Annotated in this window: 19 protein-coding genes and 1 other RNA gene; 12 read left to right on the top strand and 8 right to left on the bottom strand. The window is 38.5% G+C overall.

What is annotated here, in order from left to right:
• Positions 1-158 precede the first annotated feature (158 nt).
• From ACFSR6_RS05395 to ACFSR6_RS05350, 10 genes are all read left to right on the top strand, one after another.
• Positions 159-1,397 carry a sterol desaturase family protein gene (locus ACFSR6_RS05395; RefSeq protein ID WP_379075984.1) on the top strand — a complete coding sequence of 413 codons (1,239 nt, stop codon included), beginning with the start codon at positions 159-161 and terminating at the stop codon, positions 1,395-1,397.
• Between the two features lie 60 nt (positions 1,398-1,457).
• Positions 1,458-2,024, top strand: coding sequence for an RNA polymerase sigma factor (locus ACFSR6_RS05390; protein ID WP_379075981.1), 567 nt, complete (start codon positions 1,458-1,460; stop codon positions 2,022-2,024).
• 125 nt (positions 2,025-2,149) lie between these two features.
• Positions 2,150-3,151, top strand: a complete 1,002-nt coding sequence (locus tag ACFSR6_RS05385) for a FecR family protein (protein WP_379075978.1) — start codon at positions 2,150-2,152, stop codon at positions 3,149-3,151.
• Between the two features lie 126 nt (positions 3,152-3,277).
• Positions 3,278-6,775 carry a SusC/RagA family TonB-linked outer membrane protein gene (locus ACFSR6_RS05380; RefSeq protein WP_379075976.1) on the top strand — a complete coding sequence of 1,166 codons (3,498 nt, stop codon included), beginning with the start codon at positions 3,278-3,280 and terminating at the stop codon, positions 6,773-6,775.
• Positions 6,776-6,786: 11 nt separating this feature from the next.
• The gene (locus ACFSR6_RS05375) at positions 6,787-8,361 is read left to right on the top strand and encodes a SusD/RagB family nutrient-binding outer membrane lipoprotein (protein WP_379075973.1); all 1,575 of its coding nucleotides are present in this window, start codon (positions 6,787-6,789) and stop codon (positions 8,359-8,361) included.
• Positions 8,362-8,385: 24 nt separating this feature from the next.
• Positions 8,386-9,963 carry a DUF5689 domain-containing protein gene (locus tag ACFSR6_RS05370; protein WP_379075970.1) on the top strand — a complete coding sequence of 526 codons (1,578 nt, stop codon included), beginning with the start codon at positions 8,386-8,388 and terminating at the stop codon, positions 9,961-9,963.
• Positions 9,964-10,104: 141 nt separating this feature from the next.
• Positions 10,105-10,563 carry a hypothetical protein gene (locus ACFSR6_RS05365; RefSeq protein ID WP_379075967.1) on the top strand — a complete coding sequence of 153 codons (459 nt, stop codon included), beginning with the start codon at positions 10,105-10,107 and terminating at the stop codon, positions 10,561-10,563.
• Positions 10,564-10,705: 142 nt separating this feature from the next.
• Entirely contained in the window at positions 10,706-12,115 is a 1,410-nt protein-coding gene (locus tag ACFSR6_RS05360) for a calcineurin-like phosphoesterase C-terminal domain-containing protein (protein WP_379075965.1), read from the top strand.
• Between the two features lie 162 nt (positions 12,116-12,277).
• Positions 12,278-13,177: a glycerophosphodiester phosphodiesterase family protein gene (locus ACFSR6_RS05355; RefSeq protein WP_379075962.1), complete on the top strand. Its 900-nt coding sequence runs from the start codon at positions 12,278-12,280 to the stop codon at positions 13,175-13,177.
• Positions 13,178-13,308: 131 nt separating this feature from the next.
• Positions 13,309-14,004: a GDSL-type esterase/lipase family protein gene (locus ACFSR6_RS05350; protein ID WP_379075959.1), complete on the top strand. Its 696-nt coding sequence runs from the start codon at positions 13,309-13,311 to the stop codon at positions 14,002-14,004.
• 114 nt (positions 14,005-14,118) lie between these two features.
• On the opposite strand, the gene bioD is transcribed toward ACFSR6_RS05350, so the two are convergent.
• From bioD to ACFSR6_RS05330, 4 genes are all read right to left on the bottom strand, one after another.
• Positions 14,119-14,727, bottom strand: a complete 609-nt coding sequence (bioD, locus tag ACFSR6_RS05345; protein ID WP_379075956.1) for a dethiobiotin synthase — start codon at positions 14,725-14,727, stop codon at positions 14,119-14,121.
• Complete coding sequence (locus tag ACFSR6_RS05340; RefSeq protein ID WP_379075953.1) at positions 14,728-15,849, bottom strand: aminotransferase class I/II-fold pyridoxal phosphate-dependent enzyme; 1,122 nt, start codon at positions 15,847-15,849, stop codon at positions 14,728-14,730. It abuts the gene before it with no gap.
• A 74-nt stretch (positions 15,850-15,923) separates the two neighbouring features.
• A complete protein-coding gene (locus ACFSR6_RS05335; protein WP_379075950.1) occupies positions 15,924-16,376 on the bottom strand; it encodes a hypothetical protein in 453 nt (150 codons plus the stop codon).
• A gap of 78 nt (positions 16,377-16,454) precedes the next feature.
• The gene (locus ACFSR6_RS05330) at positions 16,455-17,231 is read right to left on the bottom strand and encodes an XRE family transcriptional regulator (RefSeq protein ID WP_379075948.1); all 777 of its coding nucleotides are present in this window, start codon (positions 17,229-17,231) and stop codon (positions 16,455-16,457) included.
• A gap of 134 nt (positions 17,232-17,365) precedes the next feature.
• Here ACFSR6_RS05330 and ACFSR6_RS05325 point away from each other — a divergent pair, with 134 nt between their 5' ends.
• A complete protein-coding gene (locus tag ACFSR6_RS05325) occupies positions 17,366-17,716 on the top strand; it encodes a GIY-YIG nuclease family protein (RefSeq protein WP_379075945.1) in 351 nt (116 codons plus the stop codon).
• 209 nt (positions 17,717-17,925) lie between these two features.
• Here the strand turns inward: ACFSR6_RS05325 and ACFSR6_RS05320 are convergent, their stop codons facing one another.
• Positions 17,926-21,099: a peptidase MA family metallohydrolase gene (locus ACFSR6_RS05320; RefSeq protein WP_379075942.1), complete on the bottom strand. Its 3,174-nt coding sequence runs from the start codon at positions 21,097-21,099 to the stop codon at positions 17,926-17,928.
• Between the two features lie 177 nt (positions 21,100-21,276).
• Complete coding sequence (locus tag ACFSR6_RS05315; protein ID WP_379075939.1) at positions 21,277-23,730, bottom strand: transglycosylase domain-containing protein; 2,454 nt, start codon at positions 23,728-23,730, stop codon at positions 21,277-21,279.
• 143 nt (positions 23,731-23,873) lie between these two features.
• On the opposite strand from ACFSR6_RS05315, the gene ACFSR6_RS05310 reads away from it, so the two are divergent.
• Positions 23,874-24,752 (top strand): polyphosphate kinase 2 family protein, encoded by an 879-nt coding sequence (locus ACFSR6_RS05310; protein WP_379075936.1) that lies wholly within the window; start codon positions 23,874-23,876, stop codon positions 24,750-24,752.
• Here the strand turns inward: ACFSR6_RS05310 and rnpB are convergent.
• Positions 24,751-25,147, bottom strand: an RNA gene (rnpB, locus tag ACFSR6_RS05305) — RNase P RNA component class A. The two genes, ACFSR6_RS05310 and rnpB, sit on opposite strands and share 2 nt — an antisense overlap.
• A 133-nt stretch (positions 25,148-25,280) precedes the next feature.
• The gene (locus ACFSR6_RS05300) at positions 25,281-26,303 is read right to left on the bottom strand and encodes a S66 peptidase family protein (protein WP_379075933.1); all 1,023 of its coding nucleotides are present in this window, start codon (positions 26,301-26,303) and stop codon (positions 25,281-25,283) included.
• Positions 26,304-26,420: the final 117 nt, after the last annotated feature.

Genomic DNA, 26,420 nt, shown 5'->3' with positions numbered 1-26,420 from the left:
TGTATTTATAAATCCGAAGTTCTGCAAATAAATTAAAACCACAAACATAAAATCGATAAGGAAGTAATTTATGTGCAATAAAATTATCTATAAAATCTATGTATTTTGTAGAATATAATTATGTTTGTTCCGTTAACATATAAAAGACCACGATTGTTATGACGGTAAATTACCTAGCATTTGCTATACCAGCATTTTTTATTTTTGTATATATAGAGTTTAAAATCGCTCAGCAACAAAAAAAAGCGAGAATTTTTAAATACGAAAGCACGGTTGCAAATTTCAGTGTAGGTATTGCCGAAAGGTTATTGAATCTTTTTATAGCTGCAAGTTTTTACCAGCTATACCAATGGGTTTATACAAACTATGCCATTTTTGATATTTCTACCAAATGGTACGTATGGATTTTGCTTTTGCTCGCAACCGATTTTGTTTGGTACTGGTACCACAGGTTAGGGCATGAGATTAATTTTTTATGGGCAGCACATATTGTGCATCACCAGAGTGAAGAGTTTAATTTATCTGCAGCGGCGCGGATTACCACCATACAGGCTATTTTCCGTAATATTTTTTGGTGTGCCTTGCCATTGGTAGGTTTTCACCCCAACATGATTATTACCATTCTTTTGGCTCATGGTGCCTATTCATTTTTTACGCATACCCAATTGGGAGGTAAATTGGGCTGGCTGGAAAATATATTTATTACACCCTCTTTACATGGTGTTCACCATGCATCGGATGAGAAATATTTAGATAAAAACTATGGCGATGTATTCGTTTTTTGGGATAAACTTTTCGGTACTTTTCAAAAGGAGGAAGAAGCCCCCAAATATGGCTTAACACATCCTATTAAAAGTTATAGTTTTATTTGGCAGCACTTCCATTATTACCTGGAAATTGCTGAGGCTTATAAACGTGCAGATGGATTTAAAGCGAAATGGAATGCGGTTTTTGGTAGTCCGGCTTTAATGGACCAGAATATCAGGCCTATCCTGGAACAACGTTATTATCAGAATAAAATCCAGCATGAAGCCAAACCGAAACCCAAATTTAAAATTTATTTAAATATCCAGCTGGTCCTGGTGGTGGCCATGCTTACCGGAACCACCATGTTTTACGGGTATTTAACTCTGGTGCATAAAGTGGCCATATCGATTTTTATCTTGGTAACCCTTATCAATATCGGGGCATTGCTTGAACAGCGGAGATGGATTTATTACCTGGAATGTTTCAGGCTGATCCTCGTGTTCGGTTATGTTTTTTATACTTTCAATATTGTCGAATTTCTAATATTCCCGGTTGTAGGATTGATCGTTCTTGAGCGTAATTTTTCTTTGAACAGCCTTTACAAAAAGCACGTACTCAACATCAATCCAACACAATTAATACATAGGTAACTTAAAGGCAAAGTTTGCTTAATATTACCGTAACGTTGCCCGGGTACTTTTGCTGGCAAGATGAAGGATTTATATTTAAGCAAAAGCGACGAGGAACTAATGTCTTTATGGGTAAATCAGGACAGCCTTGCACTAGAAATCCTTTTTAACCGGTATTATCCTGCCTTATGCAAATTTACCTCTATTTACATTAAGGATTATAATAAGGCTGAAGAGCTGATCGCTGATCTTTTTATGAAGCTTTGGGACAAAAAAAATATGCTTCAGGTTAAATCGGTAAAGAAATACCTTTTTACAGCGGCTAAAAATTTGGCCTTTAATGAAATCCAGCGGGCAAAACTTCATATTTTAAGTATAAATGAGCATGGAGATGCTTTAGATTATCCGGATACACATTTAAATCCCCATGAGCAATTAACGAGCAGGGAATCTTATTCCGAAATTATAAATCTGATTAATCTGTTGCCCTATCGGCAGCGCGAAGTGCTTTTAATGAGCCGTATCGATCTGCTCGAAAAAAATATCATTGCCGATTTATTGGGTATTTCAGTAAGAACTGTAGAAACCTTATTGTACCAGGCAGTGAAGAACTTCAGATCGTTAACTGCCGATCGGTCGGCTATTTGATTTTCTTCCGTCTCATAGATAATAAGCGATTTTTTGCGCTTAACAATTTCTTAATAATTACTTGATCTTTTCCGCTACGTATCTGCGCTGTTTAATCTGTCTTAAACGAAGAACAGCATGACTAGATGGACGAACGTTACTACCGATTAATAGAAGATTACAGCAAGAAAACCATTAGCAGTGAAGATTTAACTGATTTACTGGCGTGGGTGGGGAGCAGCAAGCACAACCAACAGATTTTCAGGGAAACCTTGCAGGCCTTTGATGCCGCAGATTATTATTTAAAAAAGCCAGAAAACCAGCTAAAAAACTGGCTGGCAGTTCAACAACATATCAAAAATACAACTGCTGATCAATTACCCGTTGTACGCAAAATCAATTACCTTAAATATTTGACCATCGCAGCCGCCATAACGGTTGCTGTTTTGTTGCCATTGCTGTATTTCGGTACTTTCAATACTAAGAAAATTGAAGTTGTTTCCTATAACGAAATTTATAATCCACGCGGGCAAAAAAGATTGGTTACCATGCCCGATGGTTCGAATATTTATTTAAACGGAGATAGTAAAATCCGTTATGCCCTAAATTTTAATACTGGTAAACGCATAGTCTATTTAGAGGGCGAAGCCTTTTTTGATGTGCAGCATCGTGTTAAACAGCCTTTTGTGGTGTATGCCGGAAAAGTATGTACCACGGTTTTAGGCACGTCATTTAATGTTAATGCCTATTCATCACTAAACGATGTCAACATCACTGTTCAAACCGGAAAAGTAGGCGTGATATTCAGGGACAAGGGAAAAAATGGCCCTGTCCAATTTCTATTGCCGAATGAGCAGCTCAAGATTAACAAAAATAACGGCCGGTTTACAAGAACGCAGGTAAACGCAGCCGACTTTAACTGCTGGAGGGAGTATAAACTTTTTTTCTACGATAAACCCTTAAAGGAAATTGCTGAGATCATATCGCGCGAGTATGATCTTGATTTTGAAATAAAAACAGAGGCTTTAAAAGAGGTAAAGCTTACGGCAAAATTTGATAAATGTTCGGTAAAGCAAATTATGGAAATAATTGCAAAGTTATCCGGATCAAAATATACAATCTATGAAAATAAAGTAATCATTTATTAACGATAAACTATAAAAATAGATATGATATAAAACTACCAGAAAAAGAAAGATGGCCTGAAATGCTGGACACATTTCAAGCCCTGATAAACTGTATACTCATTTGACAAAGTAAAACTTAGTAAAGATATGAAAATTAATACCCGATGGATTAAAAATTTCCATCAGTATGCCTCAAAAATTATGGTTATTGCTACCGTAATGATGTTGAATCTGCTCTCTTCATCGATATATACCTGGGCACAAAGCGATAAGAAAATTCTATTCGAGGCAGATGGCATAACATTAAAAAAAGCTTTTGAAACTTTGGAAAAGCTAAGTGGCAATCATATTGCCTATAATAACTCGCAACTTGATGATCAGAAAAAGGTATATGTATCTCGCGGACAGCGCTCGGTAGGTGAGGTATTAGGGCTGCTGCTAAAAGGCTTGCCTTTCACCTTTAAATCGAGTACAACAGGTAATATTCTGATTACGGCAAAAAACATATCCACTGGGAAGCTCACAGGTAGGGTAGTCGACGAAAACAATCAGCCTATACCGGCGGCAACCATTAAAATTGTAGAGCTTAATATGGTTGGGCAAACAAATAATAATGGAGAGTACAATTTTAATATTGCGGAGGGAGTTTACACTGTTGAGGCGAGATTTATTTCTTACGAAATTTCCAAAAAACAACAGGTGAAGGTTGTTATTGGCAGAACTACCAGTGTTAATTTTAAACTTGTACCGGCAGATAATTCGCTTAATGAGGTGGTGGTAACCGCATTGGGAATTAAAAGACAAGAAAAAGCTTTAGGTTATGCCGTAACCAAAATTGATAGCAACCAGTTAACTGATGCGGTTTCTACGAACTGGACTGACGCACTATCTGGTAAGGTAGCAGGTTTAAACCTGATCAGGTCGAACAGTGGGCCAGCGGGTTCTAATAAGATTATTTTAAGGGGGGAAAATAACCTGACCGGCGATAATGAGGCCTTAATCGTATTGGATGGAGTGGTAATTAACAATAGCAGTGGCAGACGTACTGCCAATAGCTCAGACGGAGTTTACGGTACAGGAAGTGATAACATGCCTGCCGATTATGGAAGCTCCATCAACGATATTAATCCCGAGGATATTGAAAGTGTAATCGTATTAAAAGGTCCCGGAGCTGCAGCTCTGTATGGTCAGCGCGGAGCTAACGGTGCCATCATCATTACTACTAAATCAGGTAGCTCGAAACATAAAAAAGTAAACATTAAATTCACTTCTAACGGATCTTTTGAAGAAGTAAACCGGTGGCCTGATATGCAATACGAATATGGTCAGGGATTGGATGGTGCCGCATACTATTCGTACGGTACAACTGTAGATGGTGCAAGCACCAGTGGAACCAGTTCTGCCTACGGACCACGTTTTGACGGACAGATGTTTTTTCAGTACGATCCGGTTACACAAACCACTGGTAAAACCCGTACACCCTGGGTACCTTACAAAAACCAAATCAGGGATTTCTTTAGCACAGGCGAGAATTTAACCAACTCATTAAGTTTAGATGGCCGTTATAAAAATACCACAGCGCGTTTTTCGATCACCAATCAGAACAACACCTGGATTGTACCCAATACCGGGGTAGAACGAACCACGCTTACCTTATCTACCAATACCGATGTAACTTCTAAATTGAAGATTACAACTAAAGTAAATTACGGCAACAGGTTTAGCGATAACTTACCTGGTGCCGGTTATGGTAACCAATCGTTAATGTACTGGTTTATTTTTTGGCAGCCTAATGCCAGTTTGGATTGGATCAAGAATTATTGGGCAAATGGTAAAGAAAATTTATCTATCAAATACCCTTTCAGTTCATTTCCTGAAAACCCTTATGCGGTTGTGAATGAATTTATTAACAGGACAGGCCGTAATAACATTACTGCAAATATTCAGGCCAGCTATCAATTTAATAAAGAATTGAGCTTGTTGCTAAGATCAAGTATTGACTATTCTGAAGAAAGACGTGCCCAGGAACGTCCTTACGACGCAGGTAGCCGTTTGCCGCTGGGATCTGTTCGTAAACAGCACATCAAAGCACAGGAAACCAATATTGATTTCTTATTAAGATATGATAAAAAAATCAGCAAAAATTTCAGCATCAATGCTACATTAGGTGGTAGCGAGTTGAGGAACGAATACAATAAATCGGATCTGCGTGCTGATGGCTTGGCCGTTCCTAATATTTACGAGTTAACCAACAACCTATATCCATTAATTTCAATTCCTGATACCAGCAGATACAGAATTAACAGTTTTTACGGCGTTTTATCTACTAATTATAAAAATTACTGGTACGTTGAGCTTACCGGGCGTAAAGACTGGAGCAGTGTATTGGCTACTGCAACCAGAACAGATAACGTAGGATTCTTCTATCCGGCAATCAGTACCAGCTTTGTTCTTTCAGAATTCTTTAAGCTTCCAAAAGCAATAAGCTTTGCCAAATTAAGGGCTTCAGTATCACAGGTGGGTAGTGGTGGTACCACACCTTACCGTACGGCTTATACCTATTCTTTAGCAGCCAACGGCACCTATCCTGACAGCTCATTGGTAAACCCTACGATTTTGCCTAACGAAAATTTAAAACCATTAAAAACAACCACCTATGAGGTAGGTACTGAAGTAAGTTTATTTAAAGGCAGGTTAGGTTTTGATGTGGCTGTTTATGCAGGAAATACCAAAAACCAGATATTAACGAGAATTGTAGACCGCTCTTCGGGTTATAACCAGGCATTAATCAATGCCGGACAGGTAAATAACAGTGGTGTGGAGGTAGCTTTAAACGGAACGCCAATAGTTACAAAAGGTGGTTTTAAATGGACTATGAATGCAACATTTGCATCGAACAGAAACGAAATCAAGGCATTATCTGATAGTTCGATTATTCTCCGGACCGGACCGGTTGCGGGAGGACAGATTGTTGCCAAAGTTGGTGGCAGCATGGGCGATTTATACGGCAGGGGCTATGTTCGCGATCCCCAGGGGAATGTGGTTTATGATGCAGCAACAGGTTTTGCAAAAATTACCAACGATGTGGTTTACCTGGGTAATACCATGCCTAAATATAAATTCAGTATCGGTAGTACTTTTGCATACAAAAATCTGAGCTTAAGCGTGTTATTTGATGCGCAGGTAGGAGCGGTTGCACACTCTTTATTAAACTACAAAATGGTTGAGCAGGGTAAGTTAACCAGTACATTACCAGGTAGGTATAATGGTATTGTGGGCAATGGTGTGGTGCAATTAGCCGATGGTTCTTATGTTCCGAATACTACTGTTGCATACGACATCGACGAATATTACCGTTCACATATGGGAGCTGATAATGCCGAGGGAAGTACTTTCAGTACAGATTTCATCAAATTTAGAGAGGCTTCTTTAAATTATAAATTCAATCCGCGTTTTCTTAAAAAAATAGGCCTTTCTTCTGCAACTTTTGGGGTTTATGGCCGTAACCTTTACATCTGGTCGCCATGGCCGATGTTCGATCCGGAATTTGGAACACTTAGCGGTTCTGATATTGTAACTGGCTTCGAGATCGGTCAGTTCCCTTCAACCCGAACTTTTGGTTTCAATTTATCCATTGGTATATAATCTTTTAAAATATGAAAAAGAATCTATATAAAATTATTGCTGCTTCATTGGTATTGGTTACCATGCTTTCTTCGTGCGATAAAAACTTCCAGGAAGTTAACACCGATCCGATTAATATCCTCTCTACTACACCGGAAAAATTGCTGGCCCCGGCATTGGTAAATACCCTTACCGCAGGTATGACCCGTAACCGGAATTTTAATAATGAACTCATGCAGGTAACGGTGAGCATTAGTGATGGTGACGGTACAGTGTTCAGGTATGAATATAGAAATACCTTTTCTGACTATTTATGGAATGCCTGGTACATACAACTAACCAATTTTAAGGATATATATAAACTGGCAGGAAAACCGGGAATGGAAAATAAGTCGTATCAGGGAATATCATTGGTATGCCAGTCGTGGGTATATTCTATGCTGTCTGATACTTATGGTGATATTCCATATTTTCAATCAAACCAGGGTACTAATGCGGTTTTAGAGCCAGCTTTTGATAAGCAGCAGGATATTTATCTGGATATGTTTAAAAAACTGGAAGAGGCAAATACTTTATTAACTGAAGGAACAGCGATTACCACCTCCAGCGATCCGGTATTTAAGGGAGATATTGCTAAATGGCGAAAATTTTGCAATTCTTTGTATTTGAGGTTATTACTAAGGGTTTCGGGTAAAGCAGCAGTTTCTGCTCAGGTGATTGCTAAAATTAAAGAAATTGTAGATACCAATCCGGCCAAATATCCTATTATGACCAATAATGCAGAATCTGCCACACTGAAATGGACGGGTTTAACCGGTACTGATCCATTTGTTAACCCTTATGTAAATGGAGTAAGGGTTCAGGATTTCAGGGCTCCTGCCATTGGAAGCTTCTTTATCGATCATCTGGCAAACTGGGGCGATCCACGGATTGATATTTCTGCAGGTAAAGGTTATGCCGTTAACGGTATTAACAGATTTGGAATTTCGCAGGGCGCAACAGGTGGGTTTAAAGGTGTGCCGAGTGGTTATATAGTTGGCGCCGGGGTGGTTAAGGAGGCCTATTTTTATTCTTACGACCAAACCAGCTCAGGTGTAGCTATCGGAGCAAGATCTCTGCAACAATCATCACAAACAGGTATACTGATGAATTTTGCAGAAGTTCAGTTCATTCTGGCCGAAGCAGCACTAAAAGGCTGGATCAATGGCCCGGCCGAAGGTTTTTATAACACTGGTATTGCAAATGCCATTAATTACTGGGTACCAAATTTCCCTACATCTACCACTTCACCAACTTATATAGAGTATATCACAAATGCAGATATCGATTGGAATAATGGATTATCAGCAGATGAAAAAATGGAGCAAATCCATCTTCAGAAGTATTACGCACTGTTTCTGGTTGACATGCAACAATGGTTCGAGTACCGCCGTACAGGTCATCCCATTTTACCAAAAGGACCAGGACTGAGAAATGGCGGCATTATGCCTGCCCGTATGGTTTATCCCGTATATGTACAATCAGCAAATCCTACCAGCTATCAAAAAGCTATTGCCGCTCAGGGAGAAGATGTTATTTCAACCCAGGTTTGGTGGCAAAAACCATAGTTAAGGATCATTAAAATTATAAAAATGAAAAAGATAATATTGTATAGTATCATATTACTTGCAGTGCCATTGTTATGGATTGGCTGTAAAAAATCAAATTATCCGGGCGGTGTTGTAAGTCCTTATATTCCTTTATTCGATTTAAGAAGTTTATATAAAGGTTCAGATGTAACCCTGGGCCCTGATAATATGTTTGGTGGGAACAGCATCAGTGTAGTTGTTATTTCTGATCATTCAGGTAAAAACCTCCCCTCAGGATTATTGATTGTACAGGATAGAAGAAGGTTGAATGAATTAAGGGGGATTCAGATTCCGCTAGGGAGCGAGGCAAACAAATACGTTAGTGGCGATTCTATTTTAATCAATGTAGAAGGTGCCATACTTAAGCGTGTTGATGGCAACCTTCAGATTACCAATGTTAACCCCGGGGCCATTAAAAAAGTGGCTTCGAATGTTAAAATTGTTCCCAATGCAGTTTCCAGTTCTGTAATATTTGCCAATCCGGATAAATATGAAAGTACACTCTTGTCAATTGTTAAAGGAACTTATAATCCACAGCTTCTTCCTACCGATGTAATATCGGGTGATAAAATGTTAAATGATGGATTTGATGATATTAAACTTCATACGGAGGCAAGTGCATCATTCGCTGGTAAAATTCCACCGGTAATGGGGAATTACCTGGCTATTATGATGAATAAGGTTAGCGCTGATGGTAATGTTGTTCCGGAGCTGAGGTTACGTACAGACAAAGATATATTTACCTTAAGCTCTACTATTGAGATTCCGGCATTTATTATATCTGGTTGGATAGCAGATCCTAAAGGAACAGATGCCAATAACGAATACATTCAGTTTTTAGCTACCAGGGATATTAATTTCGCAGTAACGCCATTCTCTGTTGTTACCACCAATAATGCCGGGGCATCTACGCCAATCGGTAACCCAACAAACGGATGGGCTACAGGAGGACTTAGGACCTATAAGTTTAACCTCACATCCGGGACAGTTTCTAAAGGTCAGTTTTTTTACGTTGGTGGTGGTAATAAACTCATCAACAGTACAGGTTCTACCAGTATTGCGTCATCTAAATGGATCAGATCATTTAATTATTCTACCGCAGATGGTGATGGATTTGGAACCAAAACTACCAATTTGCTTGCCAATAGTGGTAATGCTTATGGGGTGGCTGCCTTTGAGGGTACTTCCGTAACGGCTGATAGCAAGCCAATTGATGTTTTATTTATATCAAGCGGCGGAAGCTTATTTTCTGCCGGTCCGCCAGCGGTGGGCTATAGAATCGGAAATACCGACCTTTATGATGTAATCGAGCCGCTTACCCAGGTAGCCCAGCCATTTTACCGGCAGGGCAACAATACCAAGTTTTTTGCCTACCATCCTGATGCTTCGACCATTTCCGATCAGGGCTATTATTATAAATTTGGTGGCATCTATAGTGTTACATTGGGTAAATGGATTAAAGCCAGAACCGTTACACACTTCTTATTAACCAAAACATCTCAGTTAAATGAAATTGAGGGCATATTTCCTGAAGCTTCAGCAACCAATCCTGATGGTGTGCCAGCAACCACACTTAAGTAATTGATTTTAAATGGCCAGAAAAACCTGATGAAAGGTTTTTCTGGTTAATAAATCACCGGCCGGAAGTGCCTTTATCAATATCACTTTATCTCCTTTATGCGAACCACCATTTAGTTATTAATGATATAAATTAAGAAAATTATGAAAAACCACATCCCTAAATTATTTACTGCACTATTACTTGTTCTCTTTGTCAATTTTTCTTTTGCAAATAAGATCGCTGGAAAAACAATTCCGTTACAAACAGCTTATAAAAAAAGAAATAACGCCGGATTTAGTATCATTAACCACACAGGCGTAGATTTTGTATCTATTACTGTTTCTGGTTTGGATATTAACGGAAATACGCAAACACAAACCATCCAGGGTATCGCTAACGGAAATTCGGATTACTTTGATTTTTACAATTATGGATCACTGCATTCGGTATCGGTAACTATTGTAACTTCATCTCCATCTGTTTATGCCTTTGATGTTCGTACTCAATTATATAGTCAGATTTATTCCACTATTAACTATAATACCAATCCCAAAACATTTTATATCCCTGATAATGAAAATGAAGAGATCATAATAGAATGTTATAGTGAAGACTATTAATTAAAATTTATTTGAATTAGAAACTCTGGTGGTTGAGCCATCTAAATCGTTAAAATTAAGCTTAAAACTTGCCAGTTGGTAGGTTTTGAGTTTTTAAATTCACCACATCACAAATGCTTTATTGAGCAGTTTTTAAAATGATATGAACAGAAGATCTTTTATACAAAAATCGACCATATTAACCACCACTTTATTTGTTAGCTTAAAATCATTCCCATCATCACTGTTTGCTGTTGACGGATGGGTAAGCGGTGCGGTAACCAGTAAAGGAAAAGCCATTTCGGGGGCAGTAATTTCGGATGGTTACAGCGTGGTACAAACCGATAAAAGCGGAAACTACCAGCTTAAATTGCACGGACTTGCGCGTTTTGTATGGATCAGCACGCCTTCGGGTTACGAATTTAAAACCGAAAGCAGTATTGCCCGTCATTATTACAAGCCTGATAGCGCTGGTAAATTAAACTTCGACCTTAAGCCTTTAAAACAGGATGATAACAAGCATAACTTTATTATTTGGGCCGATCCACAGGTAAAGAACAAAAAAGATGTTCAGCAAATGATGGAAACCTCCGTACCGGATACCAGGGATGTGGTAAATAGCATGGGTAAAACATTGGTGCACGGTATCGGAGTAGGTGACCTGGTTTGGGATAATTTTGATCTTTTTCCTGCCTACGACGAAGCCATTGCCAAAATAGGGATCCCGTTTTTTCAGGCATTGGGTAATCACGATCAGGATTACCGCCAAGGTGGCGACGATACGTCAGACCGTACTTTCCAGGCGCATTATGGTCCGACATATTACTCGTTTAACAGGGGCAAAGCCCATTACGTAGTTCTGGATGATGTACGTTATTTAGGGATAGAAAGAACTTATGATGGTTACATTACCCCAACCCAGTTGGAATGGCTGGCAAAAGATTTAGAACTGGTGCCCAAGGATGCACTGTTAATCATTTGCCTGCATATCCCGGTTCATAATAGTGTTAAAAATAAAGAAGATTTTTATGCCGTATTAAAAGATTTCAAAAATGTACACATTATGTCGGGCCATACGCATTTTAATAAAAACGTAATTAAAAATGGTATCTATGAACATAACCATGGAACGGTTTGTGGCGGCTGGTGGACAGGCCCTATATGTGAAGATGGTACACCCCGAGGTTATGGCGTTTACCAGGTAGATGGAACCAATTTAACGTGGTACTATAAATCAACAGGCAGAGATCGTAAAGAGCAGCTGGATATCTATGTAGATACCTTAACCAATCAGAAAAGATTGATTGCCAATGTCTGGAATTACGACCCGGCATGGAAGGTGGAATATTTTCTGGATGGTAAAGCAATGGGCATATTGGCACAGCAAGATGGATACGATCCCTTAGCTGTTAAATTATATAAAGGCGATAAATTGCCAAATCCAAGACCATTTGTCGAGCCACGTTCTACGGATCACTTATTTATGGCACATTTTAGCCCGGAAGTTAAAAAAGTTAAAGTAATAGCTACCGATCGTTTTGGAGAAAAATTTGAAGCGGAAACTGATGCTTAATGGGCCAGAAGTACGGTCAGATGTTACCTCAAACAGCTATTAAAAATTAATATAGATTTAATTAACCGCGTTAAATGTAAACACCAGATCTGTTTATCTTGGCGATTAACTAATAGCCTTATATGGTGTATCAAATTCAACTGTAAAATCCCTTTTTTGGATATGAAACTTAAAAAAACAGCAATCTTTATTTTTTTATCTGCATTTGTAGTAAAATCGAATGCTCAGGAAGTTAAATTCCCCGCATTTAGCGCTGAAGCACACCGTGGCGGACGTGGTTTAATGCCTGAAAATACTATAGAAGCCATGTTAAATGCCATGAAAATTGATGGTATTACCACTTTGGAAATGGATACACACATCTCAAAAGATGGTAAAGTGGTGGTAACACATGACGATTACCTGAGCCCGGCTTTTATGCGAACACCCGACGGACAGGACATTCCTACAGCTGATGCCAAAAAATACCCTATTTTCGGCATGAATTACGATGAAATTAAAAAGTTCGATTTGGGTAGTAAGTATTACGATCTCTTTCCTCAACAGAAAAAAGAAAAAACGCACCTCCCTTTGCTTGCCGATCTGATTGATGCTGTACAGCGTGATATCAAAACCCATAAACGTAAACAGTTTTTCTATAATATCGAAACCAAATGCAGTGAAAGTGGCGATGGTATTACTAACCCCATGCCTGAAGAATTTGTTAAGCTGTTAATGGACGTAATTATCAGGAAAAAAGTTGCTGATTTTGTCGTGATCCAATCTTTCGATAAACGCACTATTCAGTTAATCCATGAAAAATATCCGAAAATGAAAACCTCTTTTTTGGTGGCAAACAAAAAAACTTATGATGAAAATATAGCTGATTTAGGGTATAAACCTTTTATTTTAAGTCCGGTTTGGCAAATGGTGAATGAAGATTTGGTTAAAAGGGCACACGCTGATGGTGTAAAAATTATTCCCTGGACAGCCAATACACTGGCCGATATCCAAAAATTAAAAGCATTAAATGTAGACGGGATTATTTCCGACTATCCTGACATTTTGGTGCAGGCGAAATAAGTACAATATATTGAACGGAAATTTGCAACCTGCTATTCGAAAATAAATATAGGACTTTCAGTTCTTCTTAACCTGACAAGTCTTTTGTTCTCTTTAGGAATTAAATATTTTTATTCCTTAATTTAACTATTATGAAAGTACTGATCAAGAAGTTACATATCGTTATTATAGCATTAATCCTGAGCCATGGAGCAGCAGAAGCCCAGATTGTAAAATGGGACAGCACTTACCGTCCGGGAAAATATGTTGAGCTGGTGGCAAAGTTTAAAGCCGATCCAAAATCGAAAAAAGATTTTGTTTTCCTTGGAAACAGCATCACGGCCGGGACAGATTGGGCGAAGCTTTTAAATCTTCCTCAGGCAAAAAACAGGGGCATTTCGGGCGACATTACCTTCGGGGTTTTAGAACGGTTGCAGGATGTAATCGACGGTAAACCAGCCAAAATATTTATCCTGATCGGGATCAACGATATTTCGAGAAACATTCCGGACAGCGTTATCCTGAGTAATTATAAAACAATGATTTCACGTATCAGAAAAGGTTCGAAAAATACCCACATTTATTTCAATACCCTTTTGCCGGTAAATAGCGCTTTTGAGAAATTTAAAAAGCACTATGGTAAAGATGGGCATATCCTTTGGCTAAACAACGAAATCAGGAAATTTACGGCTAAAAACGTAACGGTTATCGATCTGTATCCAAATTTTATTGACCAAAACAAACAATTAAGGGCCGAACTTACCAAAGATGGTTTGCATCTTTTGCCTGAGGGGTATCAGCTATGGGCCGATTTTCTTAAGAAAAGTGGTTACCTGACCGAAAAATAAAATGTATGAGTGGTGGATTGAAAATCCGAAGTTAAATGGGTTGACATTGTAATCCCGACCGGCTCAAAATCTCAGGCCCCGCAGGCTTTCGAAACCTGTTGGGCCTTTTAGCATTTAAATCAATATATTTTCGCCAACTGTAGCAACCTGTTCCTTATTAATCAGCTTTAAGTTGGGTACATTGCCCAATTTGTTTATTTTGGCATATTGCCGGATATACCTTTCCGTTTCGGGGTTTTCATCCCCGTTAAAAATAATTCCCTTAACCGGAATCTCATACTGTTTAAGCAAATTGATAGATAAAAGTGTATGGTTAATGCTACCCAAGTAATTTTGAGATACCAATATCACTTCTGCACCCAGTTTTTTGATCAGGTCGATAATCAATTCAGTTTCATTTAAAGGAACCATTAAACCGCCTGCGCCTTCGATAATCAGGTTGTTTTCGGTTAAGGGTATTTTAATTTTGTTGAGGTCGATTTCAATTCCGTCCAGCCTGGCCGATAGATGTGGAGATAGGGGCTGCGTTAACCTGTAACACTCGGGATGGATAACCGTTTTTTGGTTACTGATTAAATTTTTTACTGTTAAGCTGTCGCTGCTTTCAAGATCTCCGGATTGTATGGGTTTCCAATAGTCTGCTTTTAATTTTTCGGTTAAAACAGCGCTGGTTATTGTTTTTCCAATCCCTGTTCCAATGCCTGTTATAAAGTATGTTGCCATTTAACTCAATTCTTTTAAATGTTCTACCAACGAGATAATCTCTTCGTCTGTATTAAATGTGTGAAGACATATCCGTAGCCTTTCTTTTCCCTCTGCTACAGTAGGACTTAATATGGCTCTTACATCAAATCCTTTATTTTGTAATGCGGTTGCCGCCAGTTTAGTTGCCCCGTTGGAGGAGAATAAAATCCCCTGAATGGTGCTTTCGCTTTCGAAAGCATTAATATTCTGTTCTTTTATGGTTTTTCTGAACAGGCCGATTTTTTGATGGACCAATTGATGGTTTATTTTATCCAAAAGCTGATAAGCCGAACGGATAGCTATCATATTATGGACCGGCGCTGCGGTGGTATAAATAAATGACCTGGCAAAATTAATAAGGTAATGCCTTAAACTGGTACTTCCTAATATAATTGCACCGTGTGTGCCCATTGCCTTGCCAAAGGTAACAATACGTGCAAATACTTTTTGGCTGAGGTTTAATTGACTGATCAGTCCTTCACCTTTTTTACCGAAAATACCTGTAGCATGTGCTTCATCTACAATTAAATTGGCCTGATAGGTTTCGCAGAGGTTTGAAATTTCTTTCAATGGGGCAATATCACCATCCATAGAATATACACTTTCTACCACCACAAAAATATTTCCTTTTGCCAGTTTAAGCCTGGCTTCGAGATCGTTGATGTTGTTGTGTAGAAATTTATAACGTGTTGCATAACTTAAGCGGCAACCATCAATAATGCTGGCATGGATCAGTTCATCTGTAATAATGGTATCGCCACGCTGCGGAACGCTTGATAGGAAACCTACGTTAGCATCATACCCCGAATTGAAAATCAACCCGCTTTCGGCCTGATGAAAATCTGCAATAAACTGTTCGGTTTCTTCGGTATATTGAGAATTGCCGCTCAGAAGCCTCGAACCTCCGGCACCATTTAGATAATGAGGTATTGTTGAAGCAGTTTTATTAATTAGTTTTTTCAATTCAACCGAGCGTGCAAAGCCCAAATAATCATTTGAGCAAAAATCAACAGGGTAGTGGTGGACAGATAAATTCCTGATCGAAAGATTATCTTTCCGCTCCTGAAGTTTGCTGTTAAGGAACTGTTCAATTTTACTCATCGGTCAAAAGTAAAAAAAGCGCCCCGGATTACCGGAACGCTTTTAAAAATATAATTAATTACGCTTTACTCAATTTATCCTTGCGAAGGAGGATTCGAAACCACCGGCGCTTTATCTCTTTTACCTCTGCCTCCAAACTCTTTTCTCATTTTTTCGCCTTTTTCTCTGGCTTCAGCACGAAAAGCATCCATTTTTGTTTTCTGATCGGCAGTTAAAACGGCATCAACTTTGGCTTTTTGTTCTTCTATTGCTGCTTTGCGCTCTTTTATTTTACCTTTAATATCGCTTTTGTCTGCAGTTCTCCAGGCATCTAGTTTTTTTGCATTTTCGAGCTCAATAGCATAGATTTTTGTTTTCTGATCTGCAGTTAAACTTAATTGTTTGTCCAGCCTGGCCGTTACTTTTTCAGCCCTTTGCTCAGCAGTCAATTTAGGCATTGCCCTTCTTTCACGTTTGGTTGTGTCTTGAGCAAATGCAGCAGTTAAACCCATTACTGCAATTGCCATTGTTAAAATTACCTTTTTCATGTTATGTTTTTTATGTGTTTGTTAGTGTAATAGATACATAAAAAAGCAAACGGTTTAATCGGTGCCTGTTAAAAAATGTTAATTCTTATTTAATTGTGAAATTGATTTCTGCATCTGCGCCATCATCTGGGTCAATGTTTCCATTGTAGGATCTGGTGCAGGCTCAGGCAAAGAAGTAGATATATAGGCTTTAGCTTTCCAGATTTCGAGGATATCATCGGCCGCAATTGTATAAGCATCATATACCTTATTATCTGATATTAATTTCAGGTCTTTATTTTCCCTGAAACGATTACCGGCCCTTTTATATACCACGCCTTCGTTTTTACTGATGATGATATAGGTTTCGCCGGTTTTTACTTCATTCCAGTTGTCAAGATATTCTCCAATAATCACACTTCCCGGTTGAACGGGTAACATACTATCGCCCATAATTTCAAAAGCCCTGAATGTGCCCTGTCTTAAAGCCGGTAAGGGAAGTTGAAACTTCGGCAAATCGCTGATGTATTGAGGATCTGAAAAACCGTTCAAATAACCAGCACTTGCTTTAACAGGAACCAGTTCGATGTTTTCTCTATCGTTCTGATCAACAGAAATACTTAGCACCCTTAGGTTAGATCCCTGGCTTTTTGGCTTTGGTTTCCAGCTGTCGTTTATTTTTTCGTTGATGAATTCATCGATGGTAAGGTCAAAGTATTCGGCTATTTTTTTTAGCAAATCGTATTTAGGTTCAGCCCGGTCTTCCTCGTAAGCACCGATCAATGATCTTTTAATTTCCATAATATCAGCGAAATTTTGCTGTGTATGGCCTTTTTTCTTCCTGAGGTACTTTAAATTATTTGAAATATTTGACATAAAAATAAATTTTAAAATAAATTTGGAATTACTAAAATAGTTAGTAATTTTATGCTCATAAAGTTAGTAATATTATTTTGAATTGCAAGAAAGTATACTAAATAGTTTAGTTTTAATTTTTTAAAGACCCAATCATGAAAAAGTTTGTTTATATCGTTACCGACAGAAATCGTACAAGTATGCACGTGGGCATGAGCTCTGATTTAATGAAGACACTGGATTTCTACAAACAAATGCCAAACTTATTTTTTGATAACGGGCAGCAGTTAACCAGGTTGGTTTATTTTGAAGAGTTTAAAACAGAAGCACAGGCTTTGGTGCGTTTTAAATCGATCAGCAGGTTTACACGCATGCAAAAGGAACGTTTGGTAAGGTCTTGCAATCCAGACTGGATTGATTTAACAATAGGTCTCGATTTCGAAAATATTCTTTTACACAGGAATGCCACCAATCAGGTAAAACTTTCATTCTCGAGCCTATCTTAGGCAATTTAAAGGTTAATAGAAGATTACTATGAAAAACATATATAAATTAAAATGCTTGAATGATGGCCTGGTTTTTGGCACCCAATCATTCAAGCACTTATAATATGTTTTTTAACTTACCTGTCAGGATCAATATTTATCGCTTTGCAACCTTCCAGGTATCTAAACGTTTTTGCCATTTAAAAACCAGAAATTATACAAGGGTTAAATTACCACCCTGGGGCAAATGTTAAACCAAATACTCCGGTTTTAACATCTTTTCTTTGGAAAGGAATTGCATAATAAGGTTCTAATACAAAGTAACCAAAAACATTTACCCGTACCGATACACCAACACTCATTACAGGAACACGCTCATTCGTAGCCAGATAGGTAACTGGGTTTCCTTTGTCATCTTTAACCGGCGCTCCGTTATTATCTAACAATGGTTCTGTAGTATAGGTTGGCTCACTTTTAAATTTCACTTTGGTATCGTTGGTCCAGGCTAAACCTGCATCAAAAAATAAATTCAGATCTGAAAATAAAAATTTCGATGGTATTGCTGCTAATTTTTTCGGCCCGGTAAATGGTAAACGTACCTCAAAATTGAAAACCGCTATCTTACTTCCTGTTAACTGGTTGATATCAAAAGACTCAGATGATTGTGCAGAGGTACTTTTGTAAATCGAGTTAGATTCATAACCTCTAATTAAATAAGGATAACCAAGGTACATTGGATAAAGCCTGTCGGCATCTTTACCAATTCTTAAGGTATTATAACTTCTTACTGCAAAGGTAACTGGTTTTGTTCGCCAGTATTTACGGAGATCGGCAGTTACACCAGCAAAATTATAGGTACCCAGGTATTTTTCGCCGCTTACACGATACCTGTAGCCGTCAAGCGGCGCGGTTAAACCGAAAATAGAATTATCGCCAACAAAACCAGCATTCAACTGATAGAGTGTAAACGAATTGAAGGGAATGCCATAATCTTGTGAAGCTACATCATTAGAAATCCTGCTCTTATCAGAACCAATATAATTTCCGAACGAATTATAATAATTACTGTACCTGTCAATTCTGTAACTATAATGAGAAAATGCGCCACCTAACTCAAAACGGTGTATTTTACTAAATGGATATGCTCCATAAACCTGTAACTGGTCTTCGAAAGTCCTGATGATATCGGTTCTGTCTGCCAGGGCGTTAATTGTTTGATTGTTGCCCGTAGGGATATTCTCGTAACCATACGATCTGAACCCTGATACATAAGGGATATGTGAAATAGCTGCTCCCCAGTTGATCCTGCTTTTTTGGTTGATATAACCTACCAAACCACCGAAATCATAAATTTCTCCATTTACCGATAAATTTGCCACAATCTGATTGGTGCCCAATATGTCGCTAAACATACCTACAATACCCCCGGCAATACCTGTTCCGAAACGACTTGTAGAAACCCCAACACCACTGTTAGCCAGATAATCTAATCTGAATTTTGGTTTGTAAGGTACCGCTCTCATCGAATCGGCAACAATTTTTTCAAAACGATCAAAATTATTCAGGTTGGAATTGATGATGTTCACCCCAATATTTTCCATGGGAGGGAGGATTGCAGCATCAAAATTTTCGTCCTGGTTACCAATTCGTTTTGCTTTAAAGCTGCTCAATTTGGCATTATATAAAGTATATCGTTGATAACGGTAATAACTGTACACAATTTCGTCGGTTGTAGAAACTGAAATGGCCGGAGAAAATTCGGTAATCCCGCTGATACCGGTAAAATAATCGGTTAACTGATCGACGGTATTATCTGCAAAATTGTATTTATATAAGTTCCTGAAACCGTCTCTGTTGGAAAGGAAATAAATATTTTGGCTATTGGCCGAAAACTGCGCATTTAAGTTGTTTGCTCCCGGAAAAACGTCAAGATTGGTAACGGTTTTTGAAGCGATATCGTAAACAGCCAGGTTGATCGGCAACACTGCATTGATTACATTGGCCTGTATAGCTGCCCGGTCTGAAGAGAATACCAATTTTTTGCCATCAGGCGAATAACTCGGTGCATAATCAGAATAAACATCGTTAGTAATCTGTGTTACTTGTTTGGTATCGAGGTTGTAAGAAAAAATGTCGCTCTGACCTTCAACCATACCTGAAAAAGCAATATCTTTTCCGTTCGGTGACCAGGTTAAATTGCCAAATTGTTGTACCTGGGCCATAGGGGTTTGAGATACAGTAGTTCCATTCGCCACATTGATAATCATCATCTGGTTTTTTCCCTGACTGAAAATACTGAAGGCAAATTGTTTACTATCTGGCGACCAGGCACCAGCTGATTCAATAAAGTTAAAATCATCAATGTGTCCGTTGGAAATCTGGCTGCTTAATTTCCTGATGATACGTCCGGTTTTTGCATCTGCAAGGAACAGATCGATGCCAAAAAGATCTTTTTCAGACATAAAGGCCAAGTATTTTCCATCAGGACTAAGGGCAGGAGCCACGTTCATGTTCCCTGCGTTTTTATTATCGATGATTTTTGTACCCGTAATCTTAATCTGCGAACTATCGGCTTTTAACATCGGTTTGTAATGTGCATCAATGGAGTTTTTCCAAAGACCAGATAACGTTTTATCATCGTAACCAAATGTATATCGGATGGCATTTTCGTAGCCATATTTTGCCGTATTCTTAAATAAAGGCACGATAGTAGTATCGCCATATTGCGAGCCTATGTAAGTCCAAAAGGCCTGACCATAACGATAAGGAAAATATTTGTTGGAATTGGTTAAGTCTTTTAACGAAGGAATATCTCGGTTCAGCATGGCATCACGCATCCACATGGAAGTAAACGCATCTTTTTTACCAATTGAAAGGTATTCGGCCATCCCTTCAACCATCCAAAGTGGTGTTTGTCCAACATTTTCTAAGCTGATTGAATCTTTTTCGAGTAGCAGGTGGTATTGAAAAGCATGAACAAGCTCGTGACCTAAAACGTGCCTGGTTTGACTGTTAAGTTCCATAACAGGCATAATTACCCTGTTTTTAAGTGCCTCGGTAACCCCACCTGTTCCGATGCCTATTTCTCCGTTAAGGACTGTCGTTTGCTGGAAATCGGGATGATTATTGTACAAAATAACAGGGTTTTTCTTTAAAAAAGTATCCCTGAAAACCTCCTGATGCATTTTGTACCAGGTTTCTGCATCTTGCGAAAAACGTTTCAAAAGTTTCTCGTTCTTGATGTAGTAGTAAATCTCGAAGTGAGGCGTTTGTAAAACCTTAAAATCTAGTTTTTTATACCTTACCTTATTTTGTCCGAAATATTGTGCTTTAACAGAAAAAGAAAGAATAAGCAGTAGCAATAAAAAAGAATATCGCTTTAATGTGGTAGAGCCTATTTTCATATATGTGTGTTTAGTAATGAAGTTCTATAATTTGCGAAAATGAAAATGTATAAGATTTGGAAAATAAAAATAGCAATTGTTTAAAAAAGTATTGAAATTTTAACACTTTTTAAAAGTTTATTGCCTGTTATTGTGCAGGCAATAAACTATTTGGGGGCATCGTGGCCTGAAAAACGATCACTGATTGTTATTTTCGTTTTTCTTTTTTTCTTTCTCTTCCTGGCGTTGTTTTCTCCTCAGTTCACGTTCTTCTTTCCGGGTTAACGGAATAGTAGGGGTAACCGGAGATTGAGCGGGTTCTGTTTTCTTCTCTTCTTTTTTAACTTCCGGATCCGGAGTTACAGGTACTTCAGTTACCGGTAATTCTGTAGGAACATTAAAATCTGCAGAATCGACCGCTACGCTGTCTGTAGCACTCGTATCCCTCACAATCCTTGGGCTAGGGCAGTTGTAGGTTCGGGTAATATCAACGGTTGCTTTAGGGAAGGGGCCGTAAGTATAACCCGAATGAGGGTCGAGGTATACTTTTTCCATAAACTTGGCAAAGATTGGTAAAGCCGTTCTCGATCCTTCGCCTTGTTCGCCATTTTTAAAATGTGCAGTTCTTTCATCACATCCTACCCATACACCAGTTACCAGGTCTTTAGTTAAGCCCATGTACCAGGCATCTACGTAATCAGAAGAAGTACCCGTTTTACCGCCAATCTGGTTATTTTTCTTAAACAGGTTAGGCCATTCCCATAGCGCCTGCGAAGTACCTTCGGGCTCTTCCATACCACCACGGAACATATAGGTCATTAACCAGGCAATTTCTTCACTTAAAACCCGCTTGGTTTTAGGCTTAAATTCTTCGATTACATTATTGTCCTGATCGGTAATTTTTTCTACTAAAATAGGATCGGTTTTAATCCCCTTATTCATAAAGGTAGCATAGGCTTTAACCATCTCGTAAACAGTAACATCATTTGATCCTAAACTTACCGATGGAACTGACTCTAAATGGCTATCGATACCGCACTCATGCGCATATTTAACCACATTATCCCAACCTACCTTTTCAGTAACCTGTGCAGTGATGGTATTAACCGACTTAGCCATGGCCCAGCGTAAGCTCATTTCGCGGTAAGAAACACTGTAATCGGCATTTTTTGGCTCCCAGTATTTGGTTTCACCTTTATCCTGATACTGAATTTTAACCGGTTTATCGGTAAATTTATCGCAAGGGCTCATTCCTTGTTCCAAAGCCGTTAAATAAGCAAAAGGTTTAAAAGTAGAACCCGCCTGGCGTTTAGACTGGTTAACGTGGTCGTATTTGAAAAAATTATGGTTAATACCGCCTACCCAAACTTTAATTTTTCCGCTGGCCGGCTCCATTGTCATCATACCCGTATTTAAGATTTTTCCATAATAACGGATCGAATCCATGGTTGAGAACAGGGTATCGCGATCGCCTTTGTAAGTAAATATCTGCATCCTTTTCTTTTTGTTGAAATAGGCTTTAACAGAATCAGGGTTATTCGGGAATTTCTTTTGTAAAAGCGCGTAGATTGGCAGGTTCTTCATCGCCCTGTCCGGGTAATCTACTTTTTGTTTTTCTGAATCATACCATGGATCTTCATTGCCCCAAACGCTGTAGAACCTGCGCTGCAAAATCCTCATCTGGTCAGCAACGGCCTCTTCAGCATATTTTTGGAGTTTAGAGTCGATTGTAGTGTAAATTTTTAATCCATCTTCGTAAAGGTCATAGCCATTATCTGTACACCATTTCTCTAAATATTTTGCTACAGCAGCTCTTAAATATGAGTCGCCATCACTACCATCCTGCATTTTACCTTCTTTTAATTTGATGGGCTCTTTTGATAATGCAGCCAAACTATCTTTGCTCAGGTATTTGTATTTATTCATTTGTGCCAGCACCACATTTCTTCTTTCCAATGCCTTGGCCGGGTTTTTAGTAGGATTGTACAGGGTAGTGCCCTTTAACATTCCCACCAGCATGGCTGCGTCAGTAGTGGATAAATCTTTAGCCTCTTTATCAAAATAAATCCGGCTGGCCGTTTTTATTCCGTAAGTGTTGTTACCAAACGAAACGGTATTAAGGTACATCGTAATGATCTCGTTTTTAGAATAATTAGATTCTAATTTTACCGCAGTCTGCCATTCTTTTAATTTTACAATTAATGTTCTTACCAGAGGAATTTTAATTAATAATCCCTGCGATTTGTTGTAACGTGTACGGTAAAGGTTTTTTGCCAATTGCTGAGTAATGGTACTCGCGCCACCATCTTTACCTAAACCTACCACGGCACGGCCCACCGCCTGTACATCAATGCCCCAATGTTTGTAAAAACGTACATCTTCTGTAGCTACCAGCGCCTGTATTACACTAGGGGCAATTTCTTCGTAATTAACCGGAGTTCTGTTCTCTTTAAAATAACGTCCGATGAGTTTTCCGTCTGCAGTATAAAGTTCTGAACCTACACGGAGGGTAGGCGCTTTGATATCATGAACGCTTGGAGAATAGCCAAATAACCACAAAAAATTTAGCTGAAGCGCAGAAAAGAAAATTATTATAAAAAATAAAACTATTGTGAAATAACGTAAATACTTGTTTTTTATCTCTTTAAACATATTAGACTGGGTAATCTTTAGGTAATTGCTGTGGCGTTAAATATAAAAAACTCTATATGCAAATTAACGTATTTAATTTACTTATTTTTTAGTTCTATATTTAAATTACAGTTGCATCAATTTATCTAAAATAATACATGATCATGAAAAACGAATTTAAAGGTTTAATTGTACGGGGTGATAAGAAATTTTCTTTAAAAAATCATAAAACCGACTTTACGGGCGGTTACAACAAAGAAAAAGCTAAAGATGCACTGGTAAATTCAAAAATAGAGCTTAACCACCTGCAGGAAAAATTATACGCATCAGGAAAACATTCTCTGCTGATTATTTTTCAGGCGATGGATGCTGCCGGAAAAGACAGTGCCTTAGAACATGTAATGAGCGGGCTAAATCCGCAGGGATGCCAGGTTTACAGTTTTAAGGTGCCTACATCCAAAGAGTATCAGCATGATTTTTTATGGAGACATTACAAGGCTTTGCCAGAGCGTGGACGGATCGGCATCCATAACCGGTCTCATTATGAGAATGTTTTGGTTTGTAAAGTACATCCTGAATACATTTTGAACGAAAATATACCTGGTTTTTCAGATGTAAAAAAGATCAATAAAAAATTTTGGCAGGAACGTTATAAAAGTATTAAAAACTTTGAAGAACACTTAACAGCTAACGGAACAGTGATTCTTAAATTCTTTCTAAATGTAAGTAAGGGCGAACAAAAGCAGCGCTTTTTGGATAGGATAGAGGATCCGACCAAAAACTGGAAATTTTCTTCAGGCGATATTAAGGAAAGGGCCTTATGGGATAAATATATGGAAGCCTATGAAGATGCGATCAATGCAACAAGTACCGAAGAATTACCCTGGCATATTATACCTGCCGATAAAAAATGGTTTACACGATTAGCCATCAGCGAAATTATAGTTGATAAGTTAAAAAGTTTAGGGCTTGAATTTCCGGTATTAGGAGAGGAAGAAACAGCTAAACTTAATGAAACCAAGAATATTTTGCTAAGTGAATAAAAAATGCAGGTCTATAAGCCGGGTTCTGTTTCCTGATTGCTCAGGCTTCTACCATTTATCTACTATAAACGTTGCCGTTTATCTCTAACGACCTACCCACTAACATCGGACGGGCAGCCCTTTATCCCGATATAAAATCGGGACGTTAGCCTATTTGGTCTTTCAACTCCCGGGGTTTACAAACCACTGCAGTCGCCTGCAGTGCTCGTGCGCTCTTACCGCACGTTTTCACCCTTACCGCGACTTAAAGCCGGGGCGGTATATTTTCTGTTGCACTAATCCGTAATTCAGGTTTTCATTCCTGAACCCCTTTCCGTTAGAAAGCGGGATGCCCTGTGTTGCCCGGACTTTCCTCTCTCCAGATAAATCCGGACAGCGATAGAACAACCTGCATTTTGCGCAAAGATGGTGTTTTTTGGCTACAAAGACACTAAGAACACAAAAAAATATTGAAAAGTATCCGCTATGCCGAAGCCTGAATATTTGGAAATGCTTTGAAGGAGTTGGCAAGCCAAAAGAAGCAATAAACTAAACAGTTCGTAATACCGTACCAGTTTCGCTTACAATAAAGGTGTGGTTTACACCACATCTTAAGGCAAAATTATTCCGTTGGTGACCAACAGGGAAATCGAAGGCAATGGGATAATGATACTCCTTAACTTTTTCAAGAACGATTTCATAGATGGTTTTGCCGAATTCTTCACCTATATCATCCGGTTTTACCTTAAAACCACCTACAATTAAACCTTTCAGGTTTTTCAATTTACCACTGCGCTTTAAATTCCACAACATTCTATCAATACTATAAAGGTATTCGCCGGTATCTTCAATAAAAAGGATTTTGTCTTTCGTATCCAGATCAGAATTGCTGCCCGCCAGGGTTTCGATAATGCTCAGGTTACCACCAACCAAAATACCATCCACCTTTCCCGCCCGGTTATTGATGTTAGCAGGAGCAGTGTAGCCCATCTGGTCGCCCATTAAAGCATTTTTTATGGATAATATGGTGTCAATTTGTATAGGTTCGGCTTTGCTCCAATCGTCGGGAAAACTGTTGCACATTTTGGAATGGATAGATGCAATTCCGTAATTTTTGGCCAAATGGCAATGTAATACGGTAATATCGCTAAAACCGATGATCCATTTCGGGTTTCTTTTAAAAACAGAAAAATCAAGCTTATCAATAATCCTTACAAAACCATAACCGCCACGTGCACACATGATAGCTTTAATTTCAGGATCGTTTAGCATTTTCTGGAAATCTTCTAGTCTTTCTTCATCCGTTCCTCCATAGGTGAAGTCACGTTTACCAATATTATCGCCAATTTTGATATTGAAGCCCCAGTTTTGCATCTGTAAAACTGAAGGCTGCGTTTGTTCTAAAGTAATGTAACCTGCCGGACTGGTTATTCCGATTGTATCGCCAAGTTTTAGATATGGAGGTATTTTAAATGATGGGCTTTCATTTTCTACGGTATTTGCCAGCGTTTTTAGTGTAGGAAGGACTGCTGCAGCGGTAATAAATGAGGAAAGAAAATGTTTTCTATTCATCTGAAATCAGATTTTTTGTTGATATGGCTAATATATGATTTAAAATATTGGCATAAAAGAAAAGGGATTTATATCCATAAATCCCTTTTTTAAACCAAACAAATAATCTGTAAAAGA

This window comes from Pedobacter vanadiisoli, from assembly GCF_042684385.1.
In the GTDB taxonomy this organism is placed as follows: Bacteria; Bacteroidota; Bacteroidia; order Sphingobacteriales; family Sphingobacteriaceae; genus Pedobacter; species Pedobacter vanadiisoli.
The sequence above is the reverse complement of the archived record's forward strand: the minus strand, read 5'-3'. Positions and strand labels throughout refer to the sequence as shown.

Excerpts from the sequence above, each read along its gene's own strand:
- ACFSR6_RS05390 (WP_379075981.1), top strand. The coding sequence starts at position 1,458 with ATGAAGGATTTATATTTAAGCAAAAGCGACGAGGAACTAATGTCTTTA.
- ACFSR6_RS05355 (WP_379075962.1), top strand. The coding sequence starts at position 12,278 with ATGAAACTTAAAAAAACAGCAATCTTTATTTTTTTATCTGCATTTGTA.
- ACFSR6_RS05350 (WP_379075959.1), top strand. The coding sequence starts at position 13,309 with ATGAAAGTACTGATCAAGAAGTTACATATCGTTATTATAGCATTAATC.
- ACFSR6_RS05325 (WP_379075945.1), top strand. The coding sequence starts at position 17,366 with ATGAAAAAGTTTGTTTATATCGTTACCGACAGAAATCGTACAAGTATG.
- bioD (WP_379075956.1), bottom strand. The coding sequence starts at position 14,727 with ATGGCAACATACTTTATAACAGGCATTGGAACAGGGATTGGAAAAACA.
- ACFSR6_RS05385 (WP_379075978.1), top strand. The coding sequence starts at position 2,150 with ATGGACGAACGTTACTACCGATTAATAGAAGATTACAGCAAGAAAACC.
- ACFSR6_RS05320 (WP_379075942.1), bottom strand. The coding sequence starts at position 21,099 with ATGAAAATAGGCTCTACCACATTAAAGCGATATTCTTTTTTATTGCTA.
- ACFSR6_RS05370 (WP_379075970.1), top strand. The coding sequence starts at position 8,386 with ATGAAAAAGATAATATTGTATAGTATCATATTACTTGCAGTGCCATTG.
- ACFSR6_RS05300 (WP_379075933.1), bottom strand. The coding sequence starts at position 26,303 with ATGAATAGAAAACATTTTCTTTCCTCATTTATTACCGCTGCAGCAGTC.
- ACFSR6_RS05340 (WP_379075953.1), bottom strand. The coding sequence starts at position 15,849 with ATGAGTAAAATTGAACAGTTCCTTAACAGCAAACTTCAGGAGCGGAAA.
- ACFSR6_RS05310 (WP_379075936.1), top strand. The coding sequence starts at position 23,874 with ATGAAAAACGAATTTAAAGGTTTAATTGTACGGGGTGATAAGAAATTT.
- ACFSR6_RS05330 (WP_379075948.1), bottom strand. The coding sequence starts at position 17,231 with ATGTCAAATATTTCAAATAATTTAAAGTACCTCAGGAAGAAAAAAGGC.
- ACFSR6_RS05395 (WP_379075984.1), top strand. The coding sequence starts at position 159 with ATGACGGTAAATTACCTAGCATTTGCTATACCAGCATTTTTTATTTTT.
- ACFSR6_RS05315 (WP_379075939.1), bottom strand. The coding sequence starts at position 23,730 with ATGTTTAAAGAGATAAAAAACAAGTATTTACGTTATTTCACAATAGTT.
- ACFSR6_RS05365 (WP_379075967.1), top strand. The coding sequence starts at position 10,105 with ATGAAAAACCACATCCCTAAATTATTTACTGCACTATTACTTGTTCTC.
- ACFSR6_RS05375 (WP_379075973.1), top strand. The coding sequence starts at position 6,787 with ATGAAAAAGAATCTATATAAAATTATTGCTGCTTCATTGGTATTGGTT.
- ACFSR6_RS05335 (WP_379075950.1), bottom strand. The coding sequence starts at position 16,376 with ATGAAAAAGGTAATTTTAACAATGGCAATTGCAGTAATGGGTTTAACT.
- ACFSR6_RS05380 (WP_379075976.1), top strand. The coding sequence starts at position 3,278 with ATGAAAATTAATACCCGATGGATTAAAAATTTCCATCAGTATGCCTCA.
- ACFSR6_RS05360 (WP_379075965.1), top strand. The coding sequence starts at position 10,706 with ATGAACAGAAGATCTTTTATACAAAAATCGACCATATTAACCACCACT.